This is a genomic window from Streptomyces sp. NPDC031340 (assembly GCF_055569945.1).
In genome coordinates, this window is the sequence record NZ_JBVIIE010000015.1 from 70,382 (window position 1) to 94,595 (window position 24,214).

Consider the following 24,214-nt stretch of genomic DNA (forward strand, 5'->3'; position numbering starts at 1 on the left):
GTCACAACCCCCTGTAGTCCTGGTCGGTCACCGGCCACCAGCGCAGCAGTCGGTAGTCGGTGGTGTCGGAGGGTGCTTCCGGGCTCCAGTCGGGAAGCGGCACCGGGCTGAAGCGTCCCGCGACCTGGATGGAGACGATCCGTTGTCCGTTCCAGGTGCGGCCGGTGCGCTGGAGGACGGCACGCTTGAGGTAGTCGGCGGTGAGCCGGCCGCGGGTGCCCCTGGGGATGTCGTTCTTGAGGCTGTGGCTGGCCGAGTACGCGTCCCAGGCGCGGCGCAGCATGTTCTGGTTCAGATGGCTGGGCGCCGGGTTGCCCCGCACCGTCTCGATGTCCTGTGCCGTGAGGTTCACCCAGTCGCTGACGTGGTAACGCCCGTCTTCGGCCCGTGTTCTCATCCGGACTCCGACAGCCTGGTTGCCCTGCATCGGGTTCGGGGCGAACAGCTTCCAGTCCTGCCCGAACTCGGGTTGCACATAGGCGTCGATGGCTTCTCGGTACCTGGCGTTCGCGGCGTTGGCCGGGGCGATGCTTAGGAAGACGAGCGCCAGGTGGACGAGCAGGGCCCCGGTCAGGGCGAGGCCGGTCACCGCGAGCGCGGCTCTGGCTTTGCCGGACCACGCGTCGGGCGGCGTCGTTGCTCCCATCGTGCTCCTTAACTGGAAGGACCGTGCGGTCGGCTGGCCGCACGGTCCGTCGGATCAGGTGATGGTCGAGGACGGCGATGCGCGGTGCATGCCGGCCGGCCTGGTGACCACGTGGACTAGAGCGGGCAGTTGTCCACCCGGGCGCCCGTGAAGTTGAGGCCCGCCTGGATGCTCAGGTAGTCGGCGATCTGGTTCGTGTCGTCACCGCCGTAGTACTGCGGGTGCTCGAGGACGTAGAGGAGCGTGGGGTCCGTCGGGGCGTTGGCGGCGATGCCGGCCGGCGTGCGGGTGGGGGCGCCTCCCAGGGCTTGGCTCCACAGAGTCGTCGTCGGAACCGGCCAGTCCTCCGGGTGGTTCCTCCAGAAGCCGGGCGAGCACCACTCGGCGTCACCGGGCGGGGTGGTGGTTCCGGTGGTGGTTCCGGTGGTTGTGCCCGTGGTTGTGCCGGTGGTCGTGCCCGTGGTCGTGCCGGTGGTTGTACCGGTGGTCGTGCCCGTGGTACCGCCGATGAGACCGGTGGTTCCGATGAGCGCGACCGGACCGACCAGGTGTGGCGCGAAGTTCACGTTCTCGGTGCAGTAGCCGAACGAGTCGCCCTCGCAGCTGTTGACAAGATGGTGCTTCGACTTGTCGACCACGACATTGCCGCCCTTGTCGTGTCCGTCGCCCTTGTCGTGCCCGTCACCCCCGTGCCTGGATGCCGAGACAGGGGCAGCCGTACCACTGGTCGCCTGAGAGGCGCCGACCGTTCCCAGCGTCATGGCGCCCACGGAGAACGCGACGAGTAGACCGCGCATGTAACGCATGAATCGTCCTTCCTCGATTGGCGGGACAGGGGCCCGCGTCACGCGCTCAACCGACCGCGTGTACAAGGGGTGACGGGCGAGATGTCGGCTTCCGTCGGATGGCGCAAAACGAACACCCAGAGGCCGCAATAGCCGACTGCGGTGGACGACCGGGAATGACGGGACGATCAGTCAGGCGTATGTCTGTACCGGCGCTGCCCGACCCGGTGATCCTTCCCGCGTCGGCCCGTACCGGATCATCGGCCGTCTCGGTTCCGGCGAGGCCACCGACGGGTGCTACAGCGTGATCGCCGGGCAGTGGCAAGGCGATGAGTCCGGCATCGCGACCGCCGGGATACCGAGCAGCCTGTTGCTGAAGTGAGCCATCAGGGAAACGCCTGGGTCGCGGCCGAGCGGACATCCTGTGCCGCACTTCGCAACACCAATGCTGGGCCAATTAGGTGAAGCGCAATTAATACTGCATGTGTATATGGGCCCGTCTCCTCCGCCGGTGCGTATTTTCTCAGAACCATGTCTCAGGACGTGGGAACCCATTCCTATGAGCTGAAGGGAAATCATGTCTGTACGCACGTCGATCAGGCGTATCGCCCAGGTCGCCGGCATGGGCGTCATCGTGGTCATCGGGGCGCCTGCCTTCCAGGCGACCGCACAAGCACAGACGTTCGTCGCCTGCAACGAGGGCGCCCTGGTCGAAGCCATCGAAGACGCCAACACCGCAGGGTCCGCCACGCTCTCCCTGGCCCCGGGCTGCGTGTACCACCTCACCATGCGGCTGCCGGACGTGACCGGGAACATCACGATCAACGCGAATGGCGACACCATCACCCGCGACGCCGGGGCAACTGCCTTCCGAATTTTCACGGTCTCGGGGCAGCTCACTCTGAACAACGCGACCATCTCCAACGGAAATGCGGCCGGGGAGAGTCAGAACTTCGGCGGCGGCATCGGTGTGATCGGCTCGGGCTCCCTCACCGTGACCCGAAGCGCCATCGTCAACAACAGCGCCAACTTCTCCGGTGGGATCGGTGGTCTTTCGGGAACGACGGTCACCGTCGATCGCACCACCATCACGGGCAACAGGGCGGCACTGAGTGGTGGCGGCTTCATCGCCGACGGGGTCGGGAACATCACCAACAGTCGAGTCATCGGGAACAGCGCCGGAAACCTGGGCGGCGGAATCGCCAACCAAGGTCAACTGACGGTCCGGGACAGCAACATCAACGACAACATGGCGGGCGATGGCGGCGGGATCGCCAATATCGGCGGCACCCTCAACCTGATCCGCACCAACGTCAACAGCAACGCTGCCACGGACGGAGTAGGCGCCGGCGGCATTCTCAGGACAGCCGGCACAGTCAACCTCATCAGCAGCCGCGTCCGCGGCAACGTGCCGACGAACTGCGCGAACACGGTACCCGGCTGTACCGGTTGAAGTAATGCCGCGCCAGCGCCTCCCAGCTTCTGGCGCGGCACCGTCTTGCAGGCGCCGCATTCAAAGAGCCCGGGCAGCGGCGCGTTTCGCCGGTCCAGCCGCTGATGTCAGGGCCTCGGCGATGTGGCGGACGGTCGTGTGGGTGACTCCGCGGGTTCCGGCCTCACTCTGGAACTGGTCGAGCCGAGACAGCGCGTCGTCGGGATCCAGCTTCGTGCCCCTGCTCTCCGGCCACGGCATCCCGCTGAGACCATCGCTCTCTTGGCCGGTCGCAGCAGCCAGGCCACCACAGAGGGGGTCTACCGCAAGCAGCTCCGGCCTGTGATCACGAAGGGTGCCGAAGCAATGGACGACATCTTTGCTGAAGATCAGGAAGGGGAGGACGCGGCAGACCAGGAAGAGGGCGACGCAGTGGCCTGATCAACGTCGTTCGGCCCCCGAGCACGACAGGGGCCAGGTACTGGAATCAGTACCTGGCCTCTGACCAGCGTCGGGGTGGCGGGATTTGAACCCACGACCTCTTCGTCCCGAACGAAGCGCGCTGCCAAGCTGCGCTACACCCCGGTGTCGCCGCAGTCCTGCTCGTCGCGGCGACGTCGTTAACTTTAGCCCACCGGCGGCTATAGACGAAATCCGGTTTTGCCGCGGCGGCGGGTCAGGTCCGGGCGGGTGTGGTCGACGGCCACGAAGAGGGCGGCGAGGGCGCAGAAGGCGAGGCCGAACAGGAGGGCGTCGGCGAGGACGTCGCGGTAGCCGTGGGCGTCGACGTCGAGGAAGGGGTAGAGGTAGCGGGCCGACGTGCCGGCCGGGAGGAGTTCGCCCCGGGCGAGGGAGAAGGCCAGGTAGGCCAGGGGGTAGAGCATCCACGTGGCGGTCTGGCGCAGGTGCAGGCGGCCGGGGGGTGTCAGGAGCAGCCAGTCCAGCAGCACCGCGACCGGGATCGCCGTGTGCAGGATCTGGTTCGCGGTCCACTGCCAGCCGGTCAGCGGGGTCGTGCCCGTCATCGAGAACGGGCTCGACGCGTCCGTCAGCAGCAGGTGGTACACCGAGCCCGCGATCGTGACGTAGAGCAGCGTCGCGCCCGTCCAGGAAGAGGGGAGGGGGTGGCGGGCCGTCCACGCCCGGCGGGCCTCGAGCGTGAAGACGGCGGCCAGCAGGATCTCGCTCTGGATCGTGAAGTGGCTCAGGAGCCGTGCCGGGCTGCCGAGCCACAGGTCGATCACCACCGCCGCTGCCGCCGCCAGGGCGATCAGCAGGCGGTACGTGGCGACCAGGGGGCGGCGTACGGGGGTCACCACCGCTGTCGCGGGGACGAGGGAGGACTGCGGCGCGGGCATGCCGGGGATCGCGGGCAGGTCCGGTATGTCCTTGGGGATCGGGGCGGTCATGCCCTCAAGTTAGGCAATGGTGGCCTATGGGGCTATTCGGGCGGGGTGTCCGGGTTACGTCCCTGCCATCCAGTCCGTGCTGCCGCGCCGGCCCCGGCGACCGGCTACTCCCGGCCCACCAGCGTCAGCAGCGTCGCCTCCGGTGGGCAGGCGAAGCGGACCGGGGTGTAGCGGTTGGTGCCGCAGCCCGCCGAGACGTGGAGGTAGGACCGACGGCCTTCCGCCGTGTGGGTGGACAGGCCCTTCACCCGGTCGGTGTCCAGGTCGCAGTTGGTGACGAGGGCGCCGTAGAAGGGGACGCACAGCTGGCCGCCGTGCGTGTGGCCGGCCAGGACCAGGGGGTAGTCGTCCGCCGTGAACGCGTCCAGCACCCGCAGGTACGGCGCGTGCACCACGCCCATCGAGAAGTCCGCCCCGCCCGACGGGCCGCCGGCCACCATTTCGTAGCGGTCGCGCTTGATGTGCGGGTCGTCCAGGCCGGTCAGCTCGACCGACACGCCCTCGACCTTGAGCTGCCCGCGCGTGTTGGTCAGGTTCAGCCAGCCCGCCGCGTCGAAGGCGTCCCGCAGGTCCTCCCACGGGTTGTGGACCACGCCCACGACGGGCGGGTTGCCGTTCAGGCCGTGCCGGCCGCGGACCTTTTCGACGAGGTAGCGGGCGGGGTTGCGGGGCCTCGGGCCGTAGTAGTCGTTGGAACCGAAGACGTACGCGCCCGGGAACTCCATCAGCGGGCCGAGGGCGTCCAGGACCTCCGGGACACCTTCCGTGTCGGACAGGTTGTCGCCCGTGTTGATCACGAAGTCGGGGCGCAGGCCGGCCAGCGAGCGCAGCCAGCGCTGCTTCTTGCGCTGGCCGCCGACCATGTGGATGTCGGAGACCTGGAGCACGCGCAGCGGGCGCATCCCGGACGGCAGGACGGGGACCGTCACCCGTCGCAGGCGGAAGGAGCGGGCCTCGAAACCCGCCGCGTACACCAGACCGGCGGCGCCAGCCGCCGCGATGGACAGAGGTACTCCGTATCGCGCGCGCATGCGTCCATCGTGTCAGATCCGGAGCACCCGTCATGCCCACCGCCCCTGAAATCAGCGGGCGTCGAGCCGTACGCACCTGCGACAATCGCGTCATGACCACCACGCTCAAGTCGAAGCTGCACGAAGACCTCAACGCCGCGATCAAGGAGCGCGACGAGCTCCGCTCCTCGACGCTCCGGCTGACGCTCGCCGCGATCACCAAGGAGGAGGTCGCGGGCAAGGCGAAGCGCGAGCTCTCCGACGACGAGGTGCTCAAGGTGATCACCAAGGAGGCGAAGAAGCGCCGGGAGGCCGCCGAGGCCTTCGCGCAGGGTGGTCGCGCCGAGTCGGCCGAGCGGGAGAAGGCGGAGGGCGAGGTGCTCGCCGCGTACCTGCCCAAGCAGCTCAGCGACGAGGAGCTGGACGCGATCGTCGCGCAGGCCGTCGCGGAGGCGAAGGCGGCCGGCGCCGAGGGGCCGCGGGCCATGGGCGCCGTCATGAAGATCGTGAACCCCAAGGTCGCCGGGCAGGCCGAGGGCGGCCGCGTCGCCGCCGCGGTGAAGAAGCTGCTGGCCGACTGACGGCCGGCTGAGCACGCGAGGCGACGGCCGCTCCGCGGAACGGCCGACGGCCCCCTCTTCCCGTACGACCGGTGGACGGTCATGTGTGGGAGGAGGGGGCCGTTCCCGTTGCTCCGGAGAGGGCCGCGTCAGCCGCGTCCGCCCCCGTTGCCGTTTCCGTTCGTCTGGCCCTGGAAGAAGGTGCCCGGCAGGGTGATCGTGGGCGTGGGGAAGTCGGTGCCGCCGTTCGTGCCGCCGTTGGTCGTCAGGCCGCCGAGGAAGCCGTCGTTACCGCCGTTGTTCCCGTTGCCGCCGTTGTTCCCCTGGTCGCCGTTGTTCCCGTCGTTGCCGCCGTTGTCGTTGCCGTGGCCGCCCTTGTCGCCCTTGTCGGGGTCCGGTATGTCTATGAGGTTGAAGGACGGGGCGTCCTTGCCCGACAGGGCGCCGGTCATCGCGTCGCGCCAGATGGGGCCCGGGACCGAGCCGCCGTAGACCTTGTCGTGGTAGACGCCGCCGATGTTGATGTTCACCATCTTGACCTGCTGGCTGGCGCTGCCGACCCAGACCGCGCCCGACAGGTTCGGCGTGTAGCCGACGAACCAGGCGTTCTTGCGCTCGTCCGTGGTACCGGTCTTACCGGCGTTGGCGCGGTCGGTGAGGCCCGCCTGCTGGCCCGTACCGGAGTCGATCACGCCCTGCAGCAGGGTGTTCACCGTGTCCGCGGTCTTCTCGCTCATCGCCCGCGAGCACGTCGACTTCGGCACGTCCAGCGACTTCTTCCGGTCGCCGATCTTCTGGGTGATCGACTCGATGGCGACGGGCGTGCAGTACATGCCGCGGGAGGCGAAGGCGGCGTACGCGCTCGCCATCGTCAGCGGGGCGATGCCCTTGGAGCCCAGGGCGATGGCGGGCACCTCCGGGAGCTTGTCGCCGCTGCCCTGCACGACGTGCAGACCGTCGGTCATCTTCATCACCGGGCACAGGCCGATGTCGGCGACCATCTGCACGAAGTAGGTGTTGACCGACTTGGCCATCGCCTCCTTCAGCCGGTACGGGCCGACCTCCGACTTGCTCTCGTTGGGGACGGTCTCGCCGCCCTGGTTCATCCAGGGCTTGCCGCCGCACGTCTGCACGGGCTCCGGGTAGGGCATCTCGTACGGCGACGAGTACTCCTGGGTGGCCGGCCGCCCCTGCTCGAGCGCGGCCGCCGCGACGAAGGGCTTGAACGTCGAACCGGTCGGGAAGCCGTAGTTGGAGCCGCCCATGCCGTGGCCCACCGAGTAGTTGATCTCGGTCTCGTTCTTGCCGTAGCCGTACGGCTTCGACTGGCCCATGGCCAGGACCTTGCCGGTGCCGGGTTCCACGATGGTGGCCGCGGCGGCCACCGCGTCGCTCTTGTTGACGTGGTTCTTGAGCGAGGCCTGCACCGACTCCTGGGCCTGCGGGTCGAGCGTCGTGCGGATCGTCAGGCCGCCCTGGTTCCAGACCTTCGCCCGGGCCTGCCGGCTCTTGCCGAACACCGGGTCGTTGAGGAACACCTCGCGCACGTAGTCGCAGAAGAAGCCGGCGCCCTTGACCGCGGTGATGCAGCCGTTCTTCGGCTGGCTGGGGTTCAGGCCCAGTGGAGACTTCTGCGCCTTGGCCGCCTGCGCCGGGGAGATGTCGCCCAGCTCGGCCATGCGCTGCAGCACGGTGTTGCGGCGCTTGGTGGCCTCCGCCTCGTCGTTGACGGGGTCGTAGCGGCTCGGGGACTGGACGATGCCCGCGAGCAGCGCCGCCTCCTGCAGCTTCAGGTCCTTGGCGTGCTTGGAGAAGTAACGCTGGGAGGCGGCCTCGACGCCGTAGGCCTGCTCGCCGAAGAACGTGATGTTCAGGTAGTTCTCGAGGATCTTCTTCTTGCCGAGCTCCTCCTCGACCTGGATCGCGTACTTCAGTTCCTTGATCTTGCGGCCGAGGGTCTGCTGGGTGGCCTGCGCGACCTTCGTCGGGTCGTCGCCGGCCTCCTCCACGAAGACGTTCTTCACGTACTGCTGGGTGAGCGTCGAGGCGCCCTCGGATACGCCGCCGCTCTGCGCGTTCTTGTTGACGGCGCGCAGGATGCCCTTGAGGTCGACCGCGCCGTGCTGGTAGTAGCGCGAGTCCTCGATCGCGACTATCGCCTTCTGCATGTACGGCGAGATGTCCTTGAGGCTCACCACCGTGCGGTCGCGCGAGTAGACGGTGGCGATCTGGCCGCCGTCGGCGTCGAGGATGGTGGTGCGCTGGCTCAGCGGCGGCGTCTTCAGGTTGGCCGGGAGCTCGTCGAAGCTCTCCACGGACCCCTTGGCCGCCAGTCCCAGCGCGCCGACGGCGGGCAGCGCGATGCCGGCCAGCACCGCTCCCGAGAGGACACTGACACCGAGGAACTTGGCGGCCTGCTGCGTCGCCGACAGGCCACCGCCCGAGCGCTTGTTTGGCATGGGGGCAGCCTAATCCGTAGTTCTGGGCGTTCCGACGGAGCGGGCGCCCGCGGGACATGTGCGCGCCGGATCACGACATTCCGGCAGTCGTGCGACCGGCGCGTGACGGCAGGGCGAAGCAGGGCGCTACCTTCCCATTCGCCGGACACGCGGACAGGCGTTGGCCTAAGCTGCTCTCAACTGTCACAGCAGTAGGGCCACGTATCAATACGTCCGGCGACCCCGAATCGTTCCGGAAGTTCCCCGGCTTTCTGCCGAGGGCGTGTCCGAATCCGCCTTGTGTGTCACTCGGCGTCCGTTGTGACTCAACAGAAGTGTCCCGGTTTGCCGGGATGATCACACATATCACCAGGTCACTCCCCCGGGTGATCTGCCGCTTGCGCATAGTCCGTTCGGGCCATTCAAGATTGGGCCCGAAGGGGGTGTTGCGCTGTGCCCACCTTCCGTAACGTCCTCAACTGGCGGCGGTGAATATGCCGCTGCCGCCGTGGGGGAGCCTCGATTCGGGAGAGGACGGCGCCGGTATGGGCTGGGTAACCGACTGGAGTGCGCAGGCTGCCTGCCGCACTACCGATCCGGATGAACTGTTCGTTCAGGGAGCAGCGCAGAACAGAGTCAAGGCGGTGTGCACCGGATGCCCGGTACGCACCGAATGTCTGGCCGACGCGCTGGACAACCGCGTCGAGTTCGGTGTGTGGGGAGGCATGACCGAGCGCGAGCGCCGCGCCCTGCTGCGCAGGCGGCCGACCGTCACATCGTGGCGCCGGCTGCTGGAGACGGCTCGTAGCGAGTACGAGCGCGGTGCGGGCATCGTCCCGCTCGACGACGACCAGGTGTACGAGAACTATGCCGCGGTGGGCTGAGGGTTCCTCGGCCCGGCCGGTTCGGACTTCTCGCGTGCTCGGCTGAAGCTTCGTGGGCGGCTGAAGACCCGTGCTCGGCTCAAGGGCCGTGGTCGGCTGCAGGACCAGGACCAGGACCAGGATCAGTCGTCGGCGGGTCCGGGCGGCTCCGGCCGGTTGGCCGAGAGCCGGTCACCGATGTCCCGCAGCCCGGCGAGGTCGTGCACGTCACCGGGGAGCGCGGCCACTTCGGCCACCGCCACCTCGGGGTGGAGCGCGGTGAAGCGGTCACGCGTGCGCTGCTCGCGGGCGATCAGCTGCATGCGTTCGGCGTGCAGCCTGAGCAGGCCCGCGGTGAGCCGGTCGACGCCCTGACCCTCGCCCTGCTCCGTGGGGGGTGCGGATGCGGCGGGCGCGTCGGGTGCCGCGGTGGGGGATTCTGAACTGCCTTGCGGTTCGGGAGAGTTACGAAGTACTGCTTTCCCGTCGTCCTGATCCACAATGCGGGACTCCACAAGATTTTCCGCGGCGGCGAGTGCCCGCTCGGCCGACAGCCGTTCGGCGCCGCTGCCGTGGACCCGGTTGAGCACCAGGCCCGCGAGCGGCATCTCCTCGGCCGCGAGCCGTTCCACGAAGTACGCGGCCTCCCGCAGGGCGTCCCGCTCGGGGGCCGCGACCACCAGGAACGCCGTGCCGGGCGCCTGCAGCAACTGGTAGGTGGCGTCCGCCCGCTTGCGGAAGCCGCCGAACATGGAGTCCATCGCCGCCACGAACGTCTGGACGTCCTTGAGCAACTGGCCGCCCAGCAGCTTGCCCAGCACGCCGGTCATCATCGACATCCCGACGTTCAGGAACTTCATGCCGGCCCGGCCGCCGGCCCGGGCGGGCGCGAGCAGGACCCGGATCAGCTTGCCGTCCAGGAACGAGCCCAGCCGCTTCGGCGCGTCCAGGAAGTCGAGCGCCGAGCGGGACGGCGGCGTGTCGACGACGATCAGGTCCCACTCGTCCAACGCGCGCAACTGGCCCAGCTTCTCCATCGCCATGTACTCCTGCGTGCCCGCGAAGCCCGCCGAGAGCGACTGGTAGAAGGGGTTCGACAGGATCGCGGCGGCCCGCTCGGGGTCCGTGTGCGCCTCGACGATCTCGTCGAACGTGCGCTTCATGTCGAGCATCATGGCGTGCAGCTCACCGTCACCGTCGACGCCCTTCACCCGGCGCGGGGTGTTGTCGAGGGAGTCGATGCCCATGGACTGGGCGAGCCGGCGGGCCGGGTCGATGGTCAGCACGACCACCTTGCGGCCGCGCTCGGCAGCCCTGAGCCCCAGCGCCGCGGCGGTGGTGGTCTTGCCGACTCCGCCCGAGCCGCAGCACACCACGATGCGCGTCTGCGGATCGTCGAGCAGCGGGTCCAGGTCGAGCAGGCGGGCGGGGGCGAGGTGGTGGCGCGCGCCCTCGGGGTCGGGCGTGTTCTTCGGGGCGTGGGCCGGGTCCGGACTCATGCGATCCCCTGATTCCGCAGTTCGGTTGCCAGTTCGTACAGACCCGCCAGGTCCATGCCTTCGGCGAGCAGCGGCAGTTCGTGCAGCGGCAGGCCCAGTTCGCCCAGGGCGGCCCGCTGTTCGTGCTCCAGCGCGTACCGCTCGGCGTACTCCCCGGCCAGTCGCAGCAGCGGGTCCACCAGCTTCTCCGCGTTGCCGCCGCGGCGCGCCCCGCCGAGCCCGGCGGTGGACAGCGACCGTGCGACGGAGGAACGCGACACGTCACGTACGAGTTCCAGATCGGTGGCGTCCAACACCTCCGGACGCACCATGTTCACCATGATCCGGCCCACCGGCAGCCGCGCGGACCGCAGTTCGGAGATGCCGTCGGCGGTCTCCTGGACCGGCATCTCCTCCAGCAGCGTCACCAGGTGCACGGCCGTCTCCGCCGACTTCAGCACCCGCATCACCGCCTGCGCCTGATTGTGTATCGGGCCGATCTTCGCCAGGCCCGCCACCTCGTCGTTGACGTTCAGGAAGCGGGTGATGCGTCCGGTGGGCGGCGCGTCCATGACGATGTAGTCGTAGACGAACCGGCCGCGCTTGTCCCGGCGGCGCACCGCCTCGCACGCCTTGCCGGTCAGCAGCACGTCTCGCACACCCGGCGCGATGGTGGTGGCGAAGTCGATCGCGCCGAGCTTCTTCAGGGCCCGCCCGGCGCTCCCCAGCTTGTAGAACATCTGGAGATAGTCCAGGAGGGCCAGTTCGGGATCTATGGCGAGGGCGTACACCTCCCCGCCCCCGGGAGCGACGGCGATCTTCCGCTCCTCATAAGGCAGCGCTTCCGTCTCGAAGAGCTGCGCGATGCCCTGCCGGCCCTCGACCTCGACGAGAAGCGTCCGCTTCCCCTCGGTCGCGAGGGCCAGCGCGAGGGCGGCGGCGACCGTCGTCTTTCCGGTCCCGCCCTTACCGCTGACGACCTGGAGCCTGCTCACGTATTCGAGCGTAACCACTCTGTGCGCGGACTACGCGGCGACCTGTGGACAACCCTGCCCCGGCCGGGCGTCCGACCCCGCCCGGGTACGGCTAGAGTCGCCCACATGACCAAGTGGGAATACGCAACGGTGCCACTGCTCGTCCACGCCACGAAGCAGATCCTGGACACCTGGGGCGAGGACGGCTGGGAACTCGTCCAGGTCGTGCCCGGGCCGAACAACCCCGAGCAGCTCGTGGCCTACCTGAAGCGGGAGAAGCAGTAATGGGCGCCGTCGAGGCGAGGCTGGCCGAGCTCGGCCTCACCCTGCCGGAGGTCGTCCCGCCGCTCGCCGCCTACCAGCCGGCCGTGCAGTCCGGCGGGTACGTCTACACGTCCGGCCAGCTGCCGATGGTGGACGGCAAGCTGCCCGTCACCGGCAAGGTCGGCGCCGAGGTCACCCCGGAGGAGGCCAAGCGTCTGGCCCGCACCTGCGCGCTGAACGCCCTGGCCGCAGTGAAGTCCGTCACCGGTGACCTGGACCGCATCGCGCGTGTGGTGAAGGTCGTCGGCTTCGTCGCCTCGGCAGCCGATTTCACCGGCCAGCCCGGCGTGGTCAACGGCGCGAGCGAGCTGCTCGGCGAGGTCCTCGGCGACAAGGGCGTGCACGCGCGCAGCGCGGTGGGCGTGGCGGTGCTGCCGCTGGACGCCCCGGTGGAGGTCGAGATCCTGGTCGAGCTGGCGCCGTAAGCGGCGGAGGCGCGGTGCCGCAGCCGTCGGAGCCGGTGCGGTGGCCGACGGGGGCGGTGCGGTGACCGTCGGAGCCGGTGCGGTGACCGTCAGGGCCGGTGCGGTGGCCGACGGGCCGGTGCGTGGTCGGCGGGGCCGGTGCCGTAGCCCGGAAGCCGCGCGGTCGCGGCGTCGGCCGGCGCTCTGACCTCGGGGACCTCTCGAACAATCGCGCGTCACGGGATAGCCTCCGGCCATGGCGAATGGGCAGTGGTTTCCGCAGGACTGGCCGGAACGCATCCGCGCGCTCGCGGAGGGCACCCTCACGCCCGCCGCCCCCAAGCGGGCGGCCACCGTCATGCTCCTGAAGGACACCGGCACCGGCCCCGTCGTCCACATGCTGCGCAGACGCGCCTCCATGGCCTTCGCCGGGGGCGCGTACGCGTATCCGGGCGGCGGCGTCGACCCGCGCGACGACGAGCGGCACGTCCGCTGGGCGGGCCCCGCACGCGCGTGGTGGGCCGACCGGCTCGGCGTGGACGACACCGCGGCGCAGGCGATCGTCTGCGCGGCCGTGCGGGAGACGTACGAGGAGGCGGGCGTCCTGCTCGCCGGTGAGACCGCCGACTCGGTGGTCGGCGACACGACCGGCCCCGACTGGGAGGCCGACCGGGCCGCGCTGGTCGCCCGTGAGCTGTCCTTCGCGGAGTTCCTGGACCGCCGCGGCCTGGTGCTGCGCTCGGACCTGCTCGGGGCCTGGACCCGCTGGATCACCCCCGAGTTCGAGCCCCGCCGCTACGACACCTTCTTCTTCGTCGCCGCCCTGCCGCACGGCCAGCGCACCCGCAACGCCTCCACGGAGGCCGACCGCACGGTGTGGATCCGGCCCGGGCAGGCCGCTTCCTCCTACGACCGGGGCGAGCTGCTGATGATGCCGCCCACCATCGCGACCCTGCGCCAGCTGGCGCCGTACGCCACGGCCGCCGAGGCACTCGCCGCCGCACCCGGCCGGGACCTGACGCCGGTGCTGGCGCGGGCCCGGCTGGTGGACGGCGGGATCGAGCTGTCCTGGCCGGGCCACGACGAGTTCACCAAGCACATCCCGAGCGGCCTTCCGGCCGATCACACGACCGGTGGAGCCTCCGCATGACGGACGCGAGCGTCCTTCCCGGCCAGCCGCGGGGCGGGGTCCTCACCGGACCCGCCACCGCCCGGGCCGTCAACGTCCTGGCGCCCAACGCCTCGGCGATGACCCTCGACGGCACCAACACCTGGATCCTCGCCGAGCCGGACTCCGACCTGGCGGTGGTGATCGACCCGGGCCCGCTGGACGACGCCCACCTGCGCAACGTCGTCGAGACCGCCGAGAGGGCCGGCCGGCGTGTCGCGCTCACTCTGCTGACCCACGGCCACCCGGACCACGCCGAGGGCGCCGCCCGCTTCGCCGAGCTGACCGGCACGAAGGTGCGCGCCCTCGACCCGGCGCTGCGGCTGGGCGACGAGGGGCTGGCGGCCGGGCAGACGGTCGTCGTCGGCGGCCTGGAACTGCGGGTGGTCCCCACGCCAGGGCACACCTCCGACTCCCTGTGCTTCCACCTCCCGGCCGACCGGGCGGTTCTGACCGGTGACACGGTCCTGGGCCGCGGCACGACGGTCGTGGCGCATCCCGACGGCCGCCTGGGCGACTACCTGGACTCCCTGCGCCGCCTGCGGTCCCTCACGGTCGACGACGGCGTGCACACCGTCCTGCCGGGCCACGGCCCGGTCCTGGAGGACGCCCAGGGCGCGGTGGAGTACTACCTCGCCCACCGCGCCCACCGCCTGGCCCAGATCGAGACGGCCGTGGAGAACGGCCACCGTGCCCCGTCCGAGGTCGTGGCCCACGTGTACGCCGACGTGGACCGCTCGCTGTGGCCGGCGGCGGAGCTGTCGGTCCGGGCACAGCTGGAGTACCTGGAGGAACACGGGCTGATCCCGCCCGTCTGATCCGGACAGCGGCGTGCAGGCGAAAGGTCCCGTCTCGGGAGAGACGGGCCCCTTCGCACCGTACGAACGTCAGCCGTCAGCCGACGTCAGCGGGAGCGCTTGGCCAGCCGCTCGACGTCCAGCAGGATCACGGCCCGCGCCTCCAGGCGCAGCCACCCGCGCTGGGCGAAGTCGGCCAGCGCCTTGTTGACCGTCTCGCGCGAGGCGCCGACCAGCTGGGCCAGCTCCTCCTGCGTCAGGTCGTGCACGACGTGGATGCCCTCCTCCGACTGCACGCCGAAGCGGCGGGAGAGGTCGAGCAGGGCGCGCGCGACACGGCCCGGAACGTCCGAGAACACCAGGTCCGACATGGCGTCGTTGGTCTTGCGCAGACGCCGGGCGACGGCGCGCAGCAGCGCGGCGGCCACCTCGGGGCGGGCGTTCAGCCACGGCTGGAGGTCCCCGTGGCCGAGGCCGAGCAGCTTGACCTCGGTCAGCGCCGTCGCCGTCGCCGTGCGGGGGCCCGGGTCGAACAGGGACAGCTCGCCGATCAGTTCGCCGGGGCCGACCACCGCGAGCATGTTCTCCCGGCCGTCGGGGGAGGTGCGGTGCAGCTTCACCTTGCCCTCGGTGACCACGTAGAGCCGGTCACCGGGGTCGCCCTCGTGGAAGAGTGAGTCACCCCGCGCCAGGGTCACCTCGCTCATGGAGGCGCGGAGCTCCGCGGCCTGCTCGTCGTCGAGCGCCGCGAAGAGCGGGTTCCGCCGCAGAACGTCGTCCACGAGTTCTCTCCTTGTCGACCTGCTCAGGGGATCTTGTTCCCCCTTGGTACCAGGGGACCGTGGTGCCCATTTTGCCGGACGGTCCAAACAGTGTGATCTGTCACAAGGATGCCGCACGCGGGTCCCGGGGTGGGCGGCAGGGGTCCGATTGGGGGCTGATCTTCGGGGTCCGGGGCGGATGTCGGCGCCGGGCTCTAGGCTGACCGGGTGTCCAAATCGCCGGTAGAGCACAGGCCGAGGGAGCTGAGCGGATGGTCGTACCTCGTGATTCCGCTGTGGGCGAACAGGGCCCCGGTGATGCGAAGAAGGCGACAAAAGTGACAAAAAGGGCGCCAGCGAAAAAGGTGGCAGAAAAAGCAACGAAAAAGGCGGCCACGGGCAAGGGCAAGGCAGCCGCGGACGAGACCAAGGCCAAGGGCGCGAATACGGCCACCGCGAAAGCCGCGGTGAAGGTCGGCAAGAGGCCCGCGCGGAAAGCCGCCGCCGCGCCGAAGAAGGCCACGGCCGCGGTCGAAGGCGTCCCGCCCGCCAAGACCGTCGCCGGGAAGGCCCCGAAGGGCGAGTCGCGCACCGCCCTGGTCCGCCGCGCCCGCCGCATCAACCGCGAGCTGGCCGAGGTGTACCCGTACGCCCACCCCGAGCTGGACTTCGACAACCCCTTCCAACTCGTGGTCGCCACGGTCCTGTCCGCCCAGACCACCGACCTGCGGGTCAATCAGACGACGCCGGCCCTCTTCGCGGCGTACCCCACCCCCGAGGACCTGGCCGTCGCCGATCCGGAGCGGGTCGAGGAGATCCTGCGCCCGTGCGGCTTCTTCCGGGCCAAGACCAAGTCGGTCATAGGGCTGTCCAAGGCGCTGGTGGAGCAGTTCGGCGGCGAGGTCCCGGGCAGGCTGGAGGACCTCGTCAAGCTGCCCGGCGTGGGCCGCAAGACCGCCTTCGTGGTGCTCGGCAACGCCTTCGGGCGGCCCGGCATCACCGTCGACACGCACTTCCAGCGGCTGGTGCGGCGCTGGAAGTGGACCGAGGAGACGGACCCGGACAAGATCGAGGCCGCGGTCGCCGCGCTGTTTCCCAAGGGCGACTGGACGGACCTGTCGCACCACGTGATCTGGCACGGCCGCCGCATCTGCCACGCCCGCAAGCCCGCCTGCGGCGCCTGCCCCATCGCCCCGCTCTGCCCGGCGTACGGCGAGGGCGAGACCGACCCGGAGAAGGCGAAGAAGCTGCTGAAGTACGAGAAGGGCGGATTCCCGGGCCAGCGCCTGAAGCCGCCGCAGGCGTACCTGGACGCGGGCGGCAGGCCGGCGCCGCCGCTGGGGGCCGGATGACGGCCCGTTCGCCCGAGGAACGATCAACGGGCGGCCGGGCGTTGGATCGTGCAGGACGACGGGGGTGGCGATGACGCGAGCGAGCGAGACGCGGGGCGGTTCGGTGACGCTGAGCAAGGAGGGCCTGCCGGCCTGGCTGGACCCGGTGGTGCGGGCCATGGAGACGGTCGAGCCGCTGCAACTGAGCCGCTTCCTGCCCCCGGAGGACGGCGGGGGACGCCAGTCCGCGGTGCTCGTGCTGTTCGGCGAGGGCGAGCGCGGCCCCGAACTGCTGCTGATGGAGCGGGCCAGCTCGCTCAGGTCCCATGCCGGGCAGCCGTCCTTCCCCGGCGGCGCCCTCGACCCCGAGGACGGCGACCCCACGGCCGACGGGCCGCTGCGGGCGGCGCTGCGCGAGGCCGAGGAGGAGACCGGCCTGGACCCGTCCGGGGTCCAGCTGTTCGGCGCGCTGCCCAAGCTGTACATCCCCGTCAGCGGTTTCGTCGTGACGCCCGTGCTGGGCTGGTGGCGGGAGCCGAGCCCGGTCGGCGTGGTCGACCCGAACGAGACGGCGCGGGTCTTCAAGGTTCCCGTGGCGGATCTCACGGACCCGGCGAACCGGGCCACAGTGGTCCATCCCAGCGGCTTCCGAGGTCCGGCATTCCTGGTCGAATCCGCCCTGGTCTGGGGTTTCACCGCCGGGATCATCGACCGGCTGTTCCACTTCGCGGGGTGGGAGCGCCCCTGGGACCGGGAGAAGCGGGTCCCGCTCGACTGGCGGTCATGACAGGGTGAGCTCCGTGAATGTGCTGGACATCTTGTTGCTGGTCGCGGCCGTGTGGTTCGCGGTCGTGGGCTACCGCCAGGGCTTCGTCGTCGGCATCCTGTCGGTGATCGGCTTCCTGGGCGGCGGTCTCGTCGCCGTCTACACCCTGCCCGTCGTCTGGGACGCGCTGACCGACAACTCGGAGGTCAGCACGACCGCCGCCGTCGTCGCGGTCGTCATCGTCATCGTCTTCGCCTCCGTCGGCCAGGCGCTGACCACCCATCTCGGCAACAAGCTGCGCCGGTACATCACCTGGTCGCCGGCCCGCGCCCTGGATGCCACCGGCGGCGCCCTCGTCAACGTGGTCGCGATGCTGCTGGTGGCCTGGCTGATCGGCTCGGCCCTCGCGGGCACCACGCTGCCCACGCTCGGCAAGGAGGTCCGCAACTCCAAGGTGCTGCTGGGCGTGTCACGGGCGCTGCCCGACGCGGCCGACACCTGGTTCGCGGACTTCTCCTCGGTCCTCGCGCAGAACGGCTTCCCACAGGTCTTCAGCCCGTTCTCCAACGAGCCGATCACCGACGTCCAGCCGCCCGACCCGGCCCTCGCGAACGGTTCCGTCGCCACCACGGCCAAGCGGTCCGTCGTCAAGGTCGTGGGCACCGCCCAGAGTTGCGGCAAGGTCCTGGAGGGCAGCGGCTTCGTCTTCGGCAACCGCCGCGTCATGACCAACGCGCACGTCGTCGGCGGCGTCGACGAGCCCACCGTCCAAATAGGCGGCGAGGGCAGGAAGTACGACGCGACGGTCGTCCTGTACGACTGGCGGCGCGACATCGCCGTGCTCGACGTACCCCATCTCAAGGCGCCCGCGCTGAAGTTCGCCACCGGGGACGCGGCGAGCGGCGACAGCGCCATCATCGCGGGCTACCCGGAGAACGGCTCGTACGACGTGCGCGCCGCGCGCGTGCGGGGCCGCATTCCGGCCAACGGCCCGGACATCTACCACCGCGGGACCGTCCGCCGCGACGTGTACTCGCTGTACGCCACCGTCCGCCAGGGCAACTCCGGCGGCCCGCTGCTCACACCGCAGGGCGAGGTCTACGGCGTGGTGTTCGCCAAGTCGCTCGACGACGCCGACACCGGGTACGCGCTCACCGCGGACGAGATCCAGGAGGACATCTCGAAGGGGCGGACCGCGAACCAGCAGGTGGACAGCGACAGCTGCGCGCTGTAGGCGAGCACTGGGCGTCCTGCGACCGTCAGCCCCCGGGGGCCGGCTGGGGACCGGCAGGTCCTGACGGCTGGGAGCCATCAGGACCTGGGGGTCCGGGGGCCTGGGGAGCCGTCGGTCCGGGCCCCAGTGGCCGCCCGGGGCCGGTCAGCCCCGGGGGTGACGCAGACGCATCGAGACCCAGCGGGCCCGGCGGCGCAGGATGCGCGGGATGCCCACCCGGGGGTCCGCACCCGGCAACTGCGGGGAGCCGCCCCGCTGGTGGGAGCTCAGGCCGCCGGCCGAGCGGCGGTTGCGTGCTACGTCACTGTAGTCGTGCGTCCAGCCCATACCGGGACGTCTGCCCCTGCCCCATGGTCGATAACCGCCCCACGCGCCCCCAATTGGCCTATGCGCCAGGCAATTGGCCTTTCGGGGAACAGGCGTTCAGATTTGGACACCGGGCGCGCAGGAACGGTCACCGATCGGGTTCGGGATCCTTCAGCCAGTTGATCAGTTCCGTGGAGAAGGCGGCCGGGTCCTCCTCGTGCGGGAAGTGCCCGAGACCGTCGAACAGCCGCCAGCGGTAAGGCGCTTCGACGTACTCCCCGGAACCGGCCGCGCTGCGGATGCGCATCACGGGGTCGAGCGAGCCGTGCAGATGCAGCGTCGGCACGCGTAGCGGGCGCTTCATGCGGCGGTTGAACTGGAGGCCGTCCGGACGGGCCATCGACCGCACCATCCATCGGTACGGCTCGATCGAGCAGTGCGCCGTCGACGGGATGCACATCGCGCTGCGGTACGTCCGCAGGGCCTTGTCGTCCGGCGGGTTCGGCCCGGACCACTCGCGGATCAGCTCGGCGACGAGCGCGCCGTCGTCGGCGGTCAGCTGCCGTTCCGGGATCCAGGGGCGCTGGAACCCCCAGATGTAGGAGCCCGCGCGTGTCTGCCGTACGTCGGTGAGCATCGCCGAGCGCCAGCGCCGCGGGTGCGGCATCGACGTGACCGCGAGCCGCCGGACGAGCTTCGGACGCATCACGGCCGCCGTCCAGGCCAGGTAGCCGCCCAAGCCGTGGCCCACCAGCGCGGCGTCAGGTTCGCCGAGGGAGCGGATGACGCCGGTGATGTCGAGGGCGAGGTTCGCGGGGTCGTAGCCGCGCGGGGTGCGGTCGCTGCCGCCGACGCCGCGCAGGTCCATGGCGACGGCCCGGAACCCGGCGTCGGCGAGCGCGGTCAGCTGGTGCCGCCACGTCCACCAGAACTGGGGAAAGCCGTGCAGCAGCAGCACCAGCGGCCCGTCGCCCACCTCGGCGATGTGGAAGCGCGCGCCGTTCGCGGCGACCTCCCGGTGCGTCCAGGGGCCGTCCGGTCGTACGACCGATGCGGGTTGCGCCGAGTGTGAGTGCGCCGAGTGCGATTGCCCCGCAGGGGTCGAGGAGCCCGTCATGAGGATGAGCGTGCCACAGCCTCGATGGCCTTCGCGGACCGGTCCTCCAGAGCGGGCGCCTCGGGACGCGGGTGCGGCTTGGCCTTCTGCAGGACGCCCGCCGTCTCCTTCACGGAGGCGGCGACCTTCTGCGGGCCCTTACCCTTCTGCGCCTTCTTCGCGAAGGACACGCCGACCAGCGCCAGGAAGCCGGCGATCAGGACGTTCGCCGCGAAGGACAGCAGGAAGCAGACCGCGAGGTTCCAGCCGCTCCAGGTGCGGATGCCGTAGGCCAGGGCGAAGTTCAGCATCGGCAGGGAGAACAGCAGCACCGCGCCGGCCACCGAGAAGGCGCCCCCGCTCACCGCGCCGCGCTTGACGTCCTGCTTGAGCTGCGCCTTGGCCAGCGCGATCTCGTCGTGCACCAGCGCCGACATCTCGGCCGTCGCCGAGGCGAACAGCTCACCGATGCTGCGTTCGGCGCCGACCGGGCTGCCGTCGGGTGCGCTCATCGCGGTCTCCCTCACTGCCTGACTCGTCTGCCTGACTTGTCCGACTCGTCTGACTTATCTGACTGTTTTCCCACGGTCTTTTTGTACCGTCCCGTCAGATCATGCCGGACGGTCGCCGTCCTCGCCTGCCCCGCCCGGCACTTCGGCAAGCGCGCGTCGCTCCGCGGCCTTCAGCTCGGCGAGGCGGCGGTGCTCGGTGGCCTTGCGTTCGTAGATCTCGGCCATCCGCAGGTGGTACTCCGGCTCGTCCTCCTCGTAGACGTCCGGGATGCCGTCGCTGTCCTCGTCGCGCCCCTCCGCCTCGCACAGCCTGCGGTACTTGGCGTTGCGTATCTTCAGCAGCACCGTCGCCAGCGCGGCCGCGACCAGGGAGCCAGTCAGGACGGCGGCCTTGACCTCGTCCGTCATGGTCGTGTCGCCCTCGAAGGCGAGCTCGCCGATGAGCAGCGACACGGTGAAGCCGATCCCGGCCAGGGTCGCCACCGCGAACACGTCCGCCCAGGCCAGGTCCTCGCTGAGCGAGGCCCTGGTGAACCGGGCCGTGAGCCAGGTGCCGCCGAAGATGCCGAGCGTCTTGCCGACGACCAGGCCGAGCACGACGCCCAGCGTCTCCGGCCGGGTGAACACGTCCCCGAGCGCGTGGTGGGAGATGGTGACACCGGCGCTGAACAGCGCGAACAGCGGCACGGCCAGGCCCGCCGACAGGGGCCGCACGAGGTGCTCGATGCGCTCCCCGGGGGAGTGCTCCTCACCCTCGCGGCGGTGGCAGCGCAGCATCAGGCCCATCGCGACGCCGGCGATGGTGGCGTGGACGCCGCTGTTGTACATCAGCGCCCAGATGACGAGCGCGAGCGGCACGTACACGTACCAGCCGCGCACGCCCTTGCGCAGCAGCAGCCAGAACACGGCGAGACCGGCGACCGCCCCGCCGAGCGCCGCGAAGTCGATGCTGTCGGTGAAGAAGACGGCGATGATCAGGATCGCGAAGAGGTCGTCCACGACGGCGAGCGTGAGCAGGAAGGCACGCAGCGCGCTCGGCAGCGAGGTGCCGATGACGGCGAGCACGGCCAGCGCGAAGGCGATGTCGGTGGCCGTGGGCACCGCCCAGCCCGCGAGTGAGCCGCCGCCGGTGAGGCTGGTGAGCGTGTAGACGAGCGCGGGTGCGGCCATGCCGCACAGGGCCGCCACGACGGGCAGCGCGGCGGCCTTGGGGTCCCGCAGGTCACCGGCGACCAGTTCCCGCTTGAGCTCGATGCCGGCGACGAAGAAGAAGACCGCCAGAAGTCCGTCGGCCGCCCAGTGCTGCACAGACAGGTCCAGGCCGAGGGATCCGGGGCCGAGGTGGAAGTGGCCGACGCTCTGGTAGCTGTCGCGCAACGCGGGGATGTTCGCCCAGAGCAGGGCCGCGATCGCGGCGACGAGCAGCAGTACACCGCCGACCGTCTCGGTGCGCAGGGCTTCCGCGACGAAGTTCCGCTCGGGCAGGGACAGGCGTCCGAAGGCCTTGCGGGTGCGAGAGGTGCGGGGCGGGGTCAAGAGGGGACCTCCGGTCGGTGGGCAGGACGGAACCGCTTGCCGACCAGACTTCCCGGCGCACCTGAGATCACGTGTGTTTTGCTTAGTTTACCTAATCTGCCGGAGGGGGCCCGGCTCAGTCCACGGTAGGCGCGAAAAGGGCATCCGGCACGCCGGTGCCGGATGCCCTTCGGCCGCGGACGGGGCATTGCTCCGCGGCCGACCGCTCAGTTCTCGCTCGGGGACCCTCGGTCCTCGCTCGTCCCCGTTCAGTCCTCGCTGGGGGACGCCGGCAGCTTGGCCTGGATGAGGTCCATCACCGTCGAGTCGGTGAGCGTGGTGACGTCTCCGAGCTGGCGGTTCTCGGCGACGTCGCGCAGCAGGCGGCGCATGATCTTGCCGGAGCGGGTCTTGGGCAGCTCGCCCACGGGCAGGATGCGCTTCGGCTTGGCGATCGGGCCGAGCGTGGCGCCGACGTGGTTGCGCAGTTCGGCGACCAGGTCCTCCGTCTCCGCCGCCGTGCCGCGCAGGATCACGAAGGCGACGATGGCCTGCCCGGTGGTCTCGTCGGTCGCGCCGACGACGGCCGCCTCGGCGACGGACGGGTGCGACACCAGCGCCGACTCGACCTCCGTGGTGGAGATGTTGTGCCCGGACACGAGCATCACGTCGTCCACGCGCCCGAGGAGCCAGATGTCCCCGTCGTCGTCCTTCTTCGCTCCGTCGCCGGCGAAGTACTTGCCCTCGAAACGCGACCAGTAGGTGTCGATGAACCGCTGGTCGTCGCCCCAGATGGTGCGCAGCATCGACGGCCACGGTTCGGTCAGGACCAGGTAGCCGCCACCGCCGTTCGGCACCTCGTTCGCCTCGTCGTCGACGACGGTCGCGGAGATGCCCGGCAGCGGGGTCTGCGCGGAGCCCGGCTTGGCAGGGGTCACGCCCGGCAGCGGCGAGATCATCATCGCGCCGGTCTCGGTCTGCCACCAGGTGTCCACGACCGGGGTGCGGTCGGCGCCGATGTTCTTGCGGTACCAGATCCACGCCTCGGGGTTGATCGGCTCGCCCACGGAGCCGAGCACGCGCAGCGACGACAGGTCGAACTTCGCGGGGATGTCGTCGCCCCACTTCATGAACGTGCGGATCGCCGTCGGCGCGGTGTACAGGATCGTCACCCCGTACTTCTGCACGATCTCCCAGAAGCGGCCCTGGTGCGGGGTGTCCGGGGTGCCCTCGTACATCACCTGCGTCGCGCCGTTGGCCAGCGGCCCGTAGACGATGTAGGAGTGCCCGGTGACCCAGCCGACGTCGGCGGTGCACCAGTACACGTCCGTCTCCGGCTTCAGGTCGAAGACGGCCCAGTGGGTGTACGCGGTCTGGGTGAGGTAGCCGCCGGAGGTGTGCAGGATGCCCTTCGGCTTCCCCGTCGTACCGGACGTGTACAGGATGAACAGCGGGTGCTCCGCCTCGAATGCCTCCGGTGTGTGCTCGGCCGGCTGCCGGTCGACCGCCTCGTGCCACCACACGTCCCGGCCCTCGGTCCAGGCGACCTCCTGGCCGGTGCGGCGGACCACCAGCACGTGCTCGACGTTGTCCACGCGCGAGACCGCCTCGTCGACGGCCGGCTTGAGCGCGGAGGGCTTGCCCCGGCGCCAGCCTCCGTCGGAGGTGATGACCACGCGCGCGTCGGCGTCCTGGATGCGGGTGGCGAGCGCGTCCGCCGAGAAGCCGCCGAAGACGACCGAGTGCGCGGCGCCGATGCGGGCGCAGGCCAGCATCGCGATCGCGGTCTCCGGGATCATCGGCATGTAGACGGCGACCCGGTCGCCCTTGCGTACGCCCAGTTCCAGCAGTGCGTTCGCGGCCCGGGAGACCTCGTCCTTCAGCTCGGCGTAGGTGATCGCGCGGCTGTCGCCGGGCTCGCCCTCGAAGTGGATGGCGACCCGGTCGCCGTGCCCGGCCTCCACGTGGCGGTCGACGCAGTTGTACGCGACGTTCAGCTCGCCGTCCTTGAACCACTTGGCGAACGGCGGGTTCGACCAGTCCAGCGTCTCGGTCGGCTCCTTGGCCCAGCTCAGCCGGCGGGCCTGCGCGGCCCAGAAGCCGAGCCTGTCAGCCTTGGCCTGTTCGTACGCCTCTGCCGTGACGTTGGCGTTCGCGGCCAGGTCAGCGGGCGGCGCGAAGCGTCGCTCCTCCTTCAAGAGGTTGGCCAGGCTTTCGTTGCTCACGACATCTCCCTTTCCCAGGGTGTCCGTTGTGTCCCAGGCCACAGCTCATCAGAGCCGGGGGCCGATGACAAGGCCCGACCGGAAAATTGGTGTAGACCTTTGGGTGGGCATTTCCGGTCGCCGAGTCATCCGTACCCACGGACGCCGACCGGGCCGAGTTCAGCCATGTGCCGTGGCTCT

At 70.2% G+C, this 24,214-nt stretch carries 24 protein-coding genes and 1 tRNA gene; 11 read left to right on the forward strand and 14 right to left on the reverse strand.

From position 1 onward, the window contains the following. Position 1: 1 nt before the first annotated feature. Together ACZ5GT_RS14105 and ACZ5GT_RS14110 are read right to left on the reverse strand one after the other, a co-directional pair. Entirely contained in the window at positions 2–646 is a 645-nt protein-coding gene (locus ACZ5GT_RS14105) for a DUF5819 family protein (protein WP_469021067.1), read from the reverse strand. A gap of 116 nt (positions 647–762) precedes the next feature. After that, on the reverse strand, positions 763–1,452 hold the full coding sequence (locus tag ACZ5GT_RS14110; RefSeq protein ID WP_469021071.1) for a hypothetical protein: 690 nt from the start codon (positions 1,450–1,452) through the stop codon (positions 763–765). A gap of 556 nt (positions 1,453–2,008) precedes the next feature. On the opposite strand from ACZ5GT_RS14110, the gene ACZ5GT_RS14115 reads away from it, so the two are divergent. Both ACZ5GT_RS14115 and ACZ5GT_RS14120 read left to right on the forward strand, forming a co-directional pair. Next, positions 2,009–2,884 carry a hypothetical protein gene (locus tag ACZ5GT_RS14115; RefSeq protein ID WP_469021079.1) on the forward strand — a complete coding sequence of 292 codons (876 nt, stop codon included), beginning with the start codon at positions 2,009–2,011 and terminating at the stop codon, positions 2,882–2,884. Between the two features lie 261 nt (positions 2,885–3,145). Next, the gene (locus ACZ5GT_RS14120; RefSeq protein WP_469021085.1) at positions 3,146–3,304 is read left to right on the forward strand and encodes a hypothetical protein; all 159 of its coding nucleotides are present in this window, start codon (positions 3,146–3,148) and stop codon (positions 3,302–3,304) included. 70 nt (positions 3,305–3,374) lie between these two features. On the opposite strand, the gene ACZ5GT_RS14125 is transcribed toward ACZ5GT_RS14120, so the two are convergent. From ACZ5GT_RS14125 to ACZ5GT_RS14135, 3 genes are all read right to left on the reverse strand, one after another. Further along, positions 3,375–3,448, reverse strand: a tRNA-Pro gene (locus ACZ5GT_RS14125). Positions 3,449–3,504: 56 nt separating this feature from the next. Then, positions 3,505–4,272: a Pr6Pr family membrane protein gene (locus ACZ5GT_RS14130; RefSeq protein ID WP_469021091.1), complete on the reverse strand. Its 768-nt coding sequence runs from the start codon at positions 4,270–4,272 to the stop codon at positions 3,505–3,507. A gap of 104 nt (positions 4,273–4,376) precedes the next feature. Further along, positions 4,377–5,303 carry a metallophosphoesterase gene (locus tag ACZ5GT_RS14135; RefSeq protein ID WP_469021098.1) on the reverse strand — a complete coding sequence of 309 codons (927 nt, stop codon included), beginning with the start codon at positions 5,301–5,303 and terminating at the stop codon, positions 4,377–4,379. A 92-nt stretch (positions 5,304–5,395) separates the two neighbouring features. Here ACZ5GT_RS14135 and ACZ5GT_RS14140 point away from each other — a divergent pair, with 92 nt between their 5' ends. Beyond that, complete coding sequence (locus ACZ5GT_RS14140; protein ID WP_469021101.1) at positions 5,396–5,863, forward strand: GatB/YqeY domain-containing protein; 468 nt, start codon at positions 5,396–5,398, stop codon at positions 5,861–5,863. Positions 5,864–5,991: 128 nt separating this feature from the next. Here the strand turns inward: ACZ5GT_RS14140 and ACZ5GT_RS14145 are convergent, their stop codons facing one another. Continuing rightward, the gene (locus ACZ5GT_RS14145; protein ID WP_469021106.1) at positions 5,992–8,301 is read right to left on the reverse strand and encodes a transglycosylase domain-containing protein; all 2,310 of its coding nucleotides are present in this window, start codon (positions 8,299–8,301) and stop codon (positions 5,992–5,994) included. 524 nt (positions 8,302–8,825) lie between these two features. Here ACZ5GT_RS14145 and wblA point away from each other — a divergent pair. Then, positions 8,826–9,164 (forward strand): transcriptional regulator WblA, encoded by a 339-nt coding sequence (wblA, locus tag ACZ5GT_RS14150; protein ID WP_469021424.1) that lies wholly within the window; start codon positions 8,826–8,828, stop codon positions 9,162–9,164. Positions 9,165–9,286: 122 nt separating this feature from the next. Here wblA and bagB read toward each other — a convergent pair whose 3' ends face one another. Continuing rightward, positions 9,287–10,642 carry an ATPase BagB gene (bagB, locus tag ACZ5GT_RS14155; RefSeq protein WP_469021110.1) on the reverse strand — a complete coding sequence of 452 codons (1,356 nt, stop codon included), beginning with the start codon at positions 10,640–10,642 and terminating at the stop codon, positions 9,287–9,289. Further along, positions 10,639–11,616, reverse strand: a complete 978-nt coding sequence (bagA, locus tag ACZ5GT_RS14160; RefSeq protein WP_469021114.1) for an ATPase BagA — start codon at positions 11,614–11,616, stop codon at positions 10,639–10,641. The genes bagB and bagA overlap by 4 nt, the downstream gene beginning before the upstream one ends. Positions 11,617–11,721: 105 nt before the next feature. On the opposite strand from bagA, the gene ACZ5GT_RS14165 reads away from it, so the two are divergent. From ACZ5GT_RS14165 to ACZ5GT_RS14180, 4 genes are all read left to right on the forward strand, one after another. Beyond that, on the forward strand, positions 11,722–11,880 hold the full coding sequence (locus ACZ5GT_RS14165; protein ID WP_003991873.1) for a DUF4177 domain-containing protein: 159 nt from the start codon (positions 11,722–11,724) through the stop codon (positions 11,878–11,880). Beyond that, complete coding sequence (locus ACZ5GT_RS14170; protein ID WP_469021118.1) at positions 11,880–12,344, forward strand: RidA family protein; 465 nt, start codon at positions 11,880–11,882, stop codon at positions 12,342–12,344. The genes ACZ5GT_RS14165 and ACZ5GT_RS14170 overlap by 1 nt, the downstream gene beginning before the upstream one ends. Positions 12,345–12,579: 235 nt before the next feature. Next, a complete protein-coding gene (locus ACZ5GT_RS14175) occupies positions 12,580–13,473 on the forward strand; it encodes an NUDIX hydrolase (protein WP_469021121.1) in 894 nt (297 codons plus the stop codon). Then, positions 13,470–14,309 (forward strand): MBL fold metallo-hydrolase, encoded by an 840-nt coding sequence (locus ACZ5GT_RS14180; protein WP_469021124.1) that lies wholly within the window; start codon positions 13,470–13,472, stop codon positions 14,307–14,309. The genes ACZ5GT_RS14175 and ACZ5GT_RS14180 overlap by 4 nt, the downstream gene beginning before the upstream one ends. An 86-nt stretch (positions 14,310–14,395) precedes the next feature. Here the strand turns inward: ACZ5GT_RS14180 and ACZ5GT_RS14185 are convergent, their stop codons facing one another. Next, positions 14,396–15,070 (reverse strand): Crp/Fnr family transcriptional regulator, encoded by a 675-nt coding sequence (locus ACZ5GT_RS14185; RefSeq protein ID WP_029382547.1) that lies wholly within the window; start codon positions 15,068–15,070, stop codon positions 14,396–14,398. A 251-nt stretch (positions 15,071–15,321) separates the two neighbouring features. Here ACZ5GT_RS14185 and nth point away from each other — a divergent pair, with 251 nt between their 5' ends. The 3 genes from nth (at position 15,322) to ACZ5GT_RS14200 (ending at position 18,380) form a co-directional block, all read left to right on the forward strand. Beyond that, positions 15,322–16,401: an endonuclease III gene (nth, locus tag ACZ5GT_RS14190; protein WP_469021127.1), complete on the forward strand. Its 1,080-nt coding sequence runs from the start codon at positions 15,322–15,324 to the stop codon at positions 16,399–16,401. 70 nt (positions 16,402–16,471) lie between these two features. Further along, positions 16,472–17,167 (forward strand): NUDIX hydrolase, encoded by a 696-nt coding sequence (locus tag ACZ5GT_RS14195; RefSeq protein ID WP_469021133.1) that lies wholly within the window; start codon positions 16,472–16,474, stop codon positions 17,165–17,167. Positions 17,168–17,180: 13 nt separating this feature from the next. Further along, on the forward strand, positions 17,181–18,380 hold the full coding sequence (locus ACZ5GT_RS14200) for a MarP family serine protease (RefSeq protein WP_469021427.1): 1,200 nt from the start codon (positions 17,181–17,183) through the stop codon (positions 18,378–18,380). Between the two features lie 144 nt (positions 18,381–18,524). Here ACZ5GT_RS14200 and ACZ5GT_RS14205 read toward each other — a convergent pair whose 3' ends face one another. The 5 genes from ACZ5GT_RS14205 to acs form a co-directional block, all read right to left on the reverse strand. Then, a complete protein-coding gene (locus ACZ5GT_RS14205) occupies positions 18,525–18,707 on the reverse strand; it encodes a hypothetical protein (RefSeq protein ID WP_469021138.1) in 183 nt (60 codons plus the stop codon). 127 nt (positions 18,708–18,834) lie between these two features. After that, a complete protein-coding gene (locus ACZ5GT_RS14210) occupies positions 18,835–19,803 on the reverse strand; it encodes an alpha/beta fold hydrolase (RefSeq protein WP_469021145.1) in 969 nt (322 codons plus the stop codon). Further along, positions 19,800–20,294, reverse strand: a complete 495-nt coding sequence (locus ACZ5GT_RS14215; RefSeq protein ID WP_469021150.1) for a phage holin family protein — start codon at positions 20,292–20,294, stop codon at positions 19,800–19,802. The genes ACZ5GT_RS14210 and ACZ5GT_RS14215 overlap by 4 nt, the downstream gene beginning before the upstream one ends. Before the next feature lie 99 nt (positions 20,295–20,393). Continuing rightward, positions 20,394–21,830: a Na+/H+ antiporter NhaA gene (gene nhaA, locus ACZ5GT_RS14220; RefSeq protein WP_469021156.1), complete on the reverse strand. Its 1,437-nt coding sequence runs from the start codon at positions 21,828–21,830 to the stop codon at positions 20,394–20,396. Positions 21,831–22,078: 248 nt separating this feature from the next. Then, positions 22,079–24,034 carry an acetate--CoA ligase gene (acs, locus tag ACZ5GT_RS14225; RefSeq protein WP_469021160.1) on the reverse strand — a complete coding sequence of 652 codons (1,956 nt, stop codon included), beginning with the start codon at positions 24,032–24,034 and terminating at the stop codon, positions 22,079–22,081. Positions 24,035–24,214: the final 180 nt, after the last annotated feature.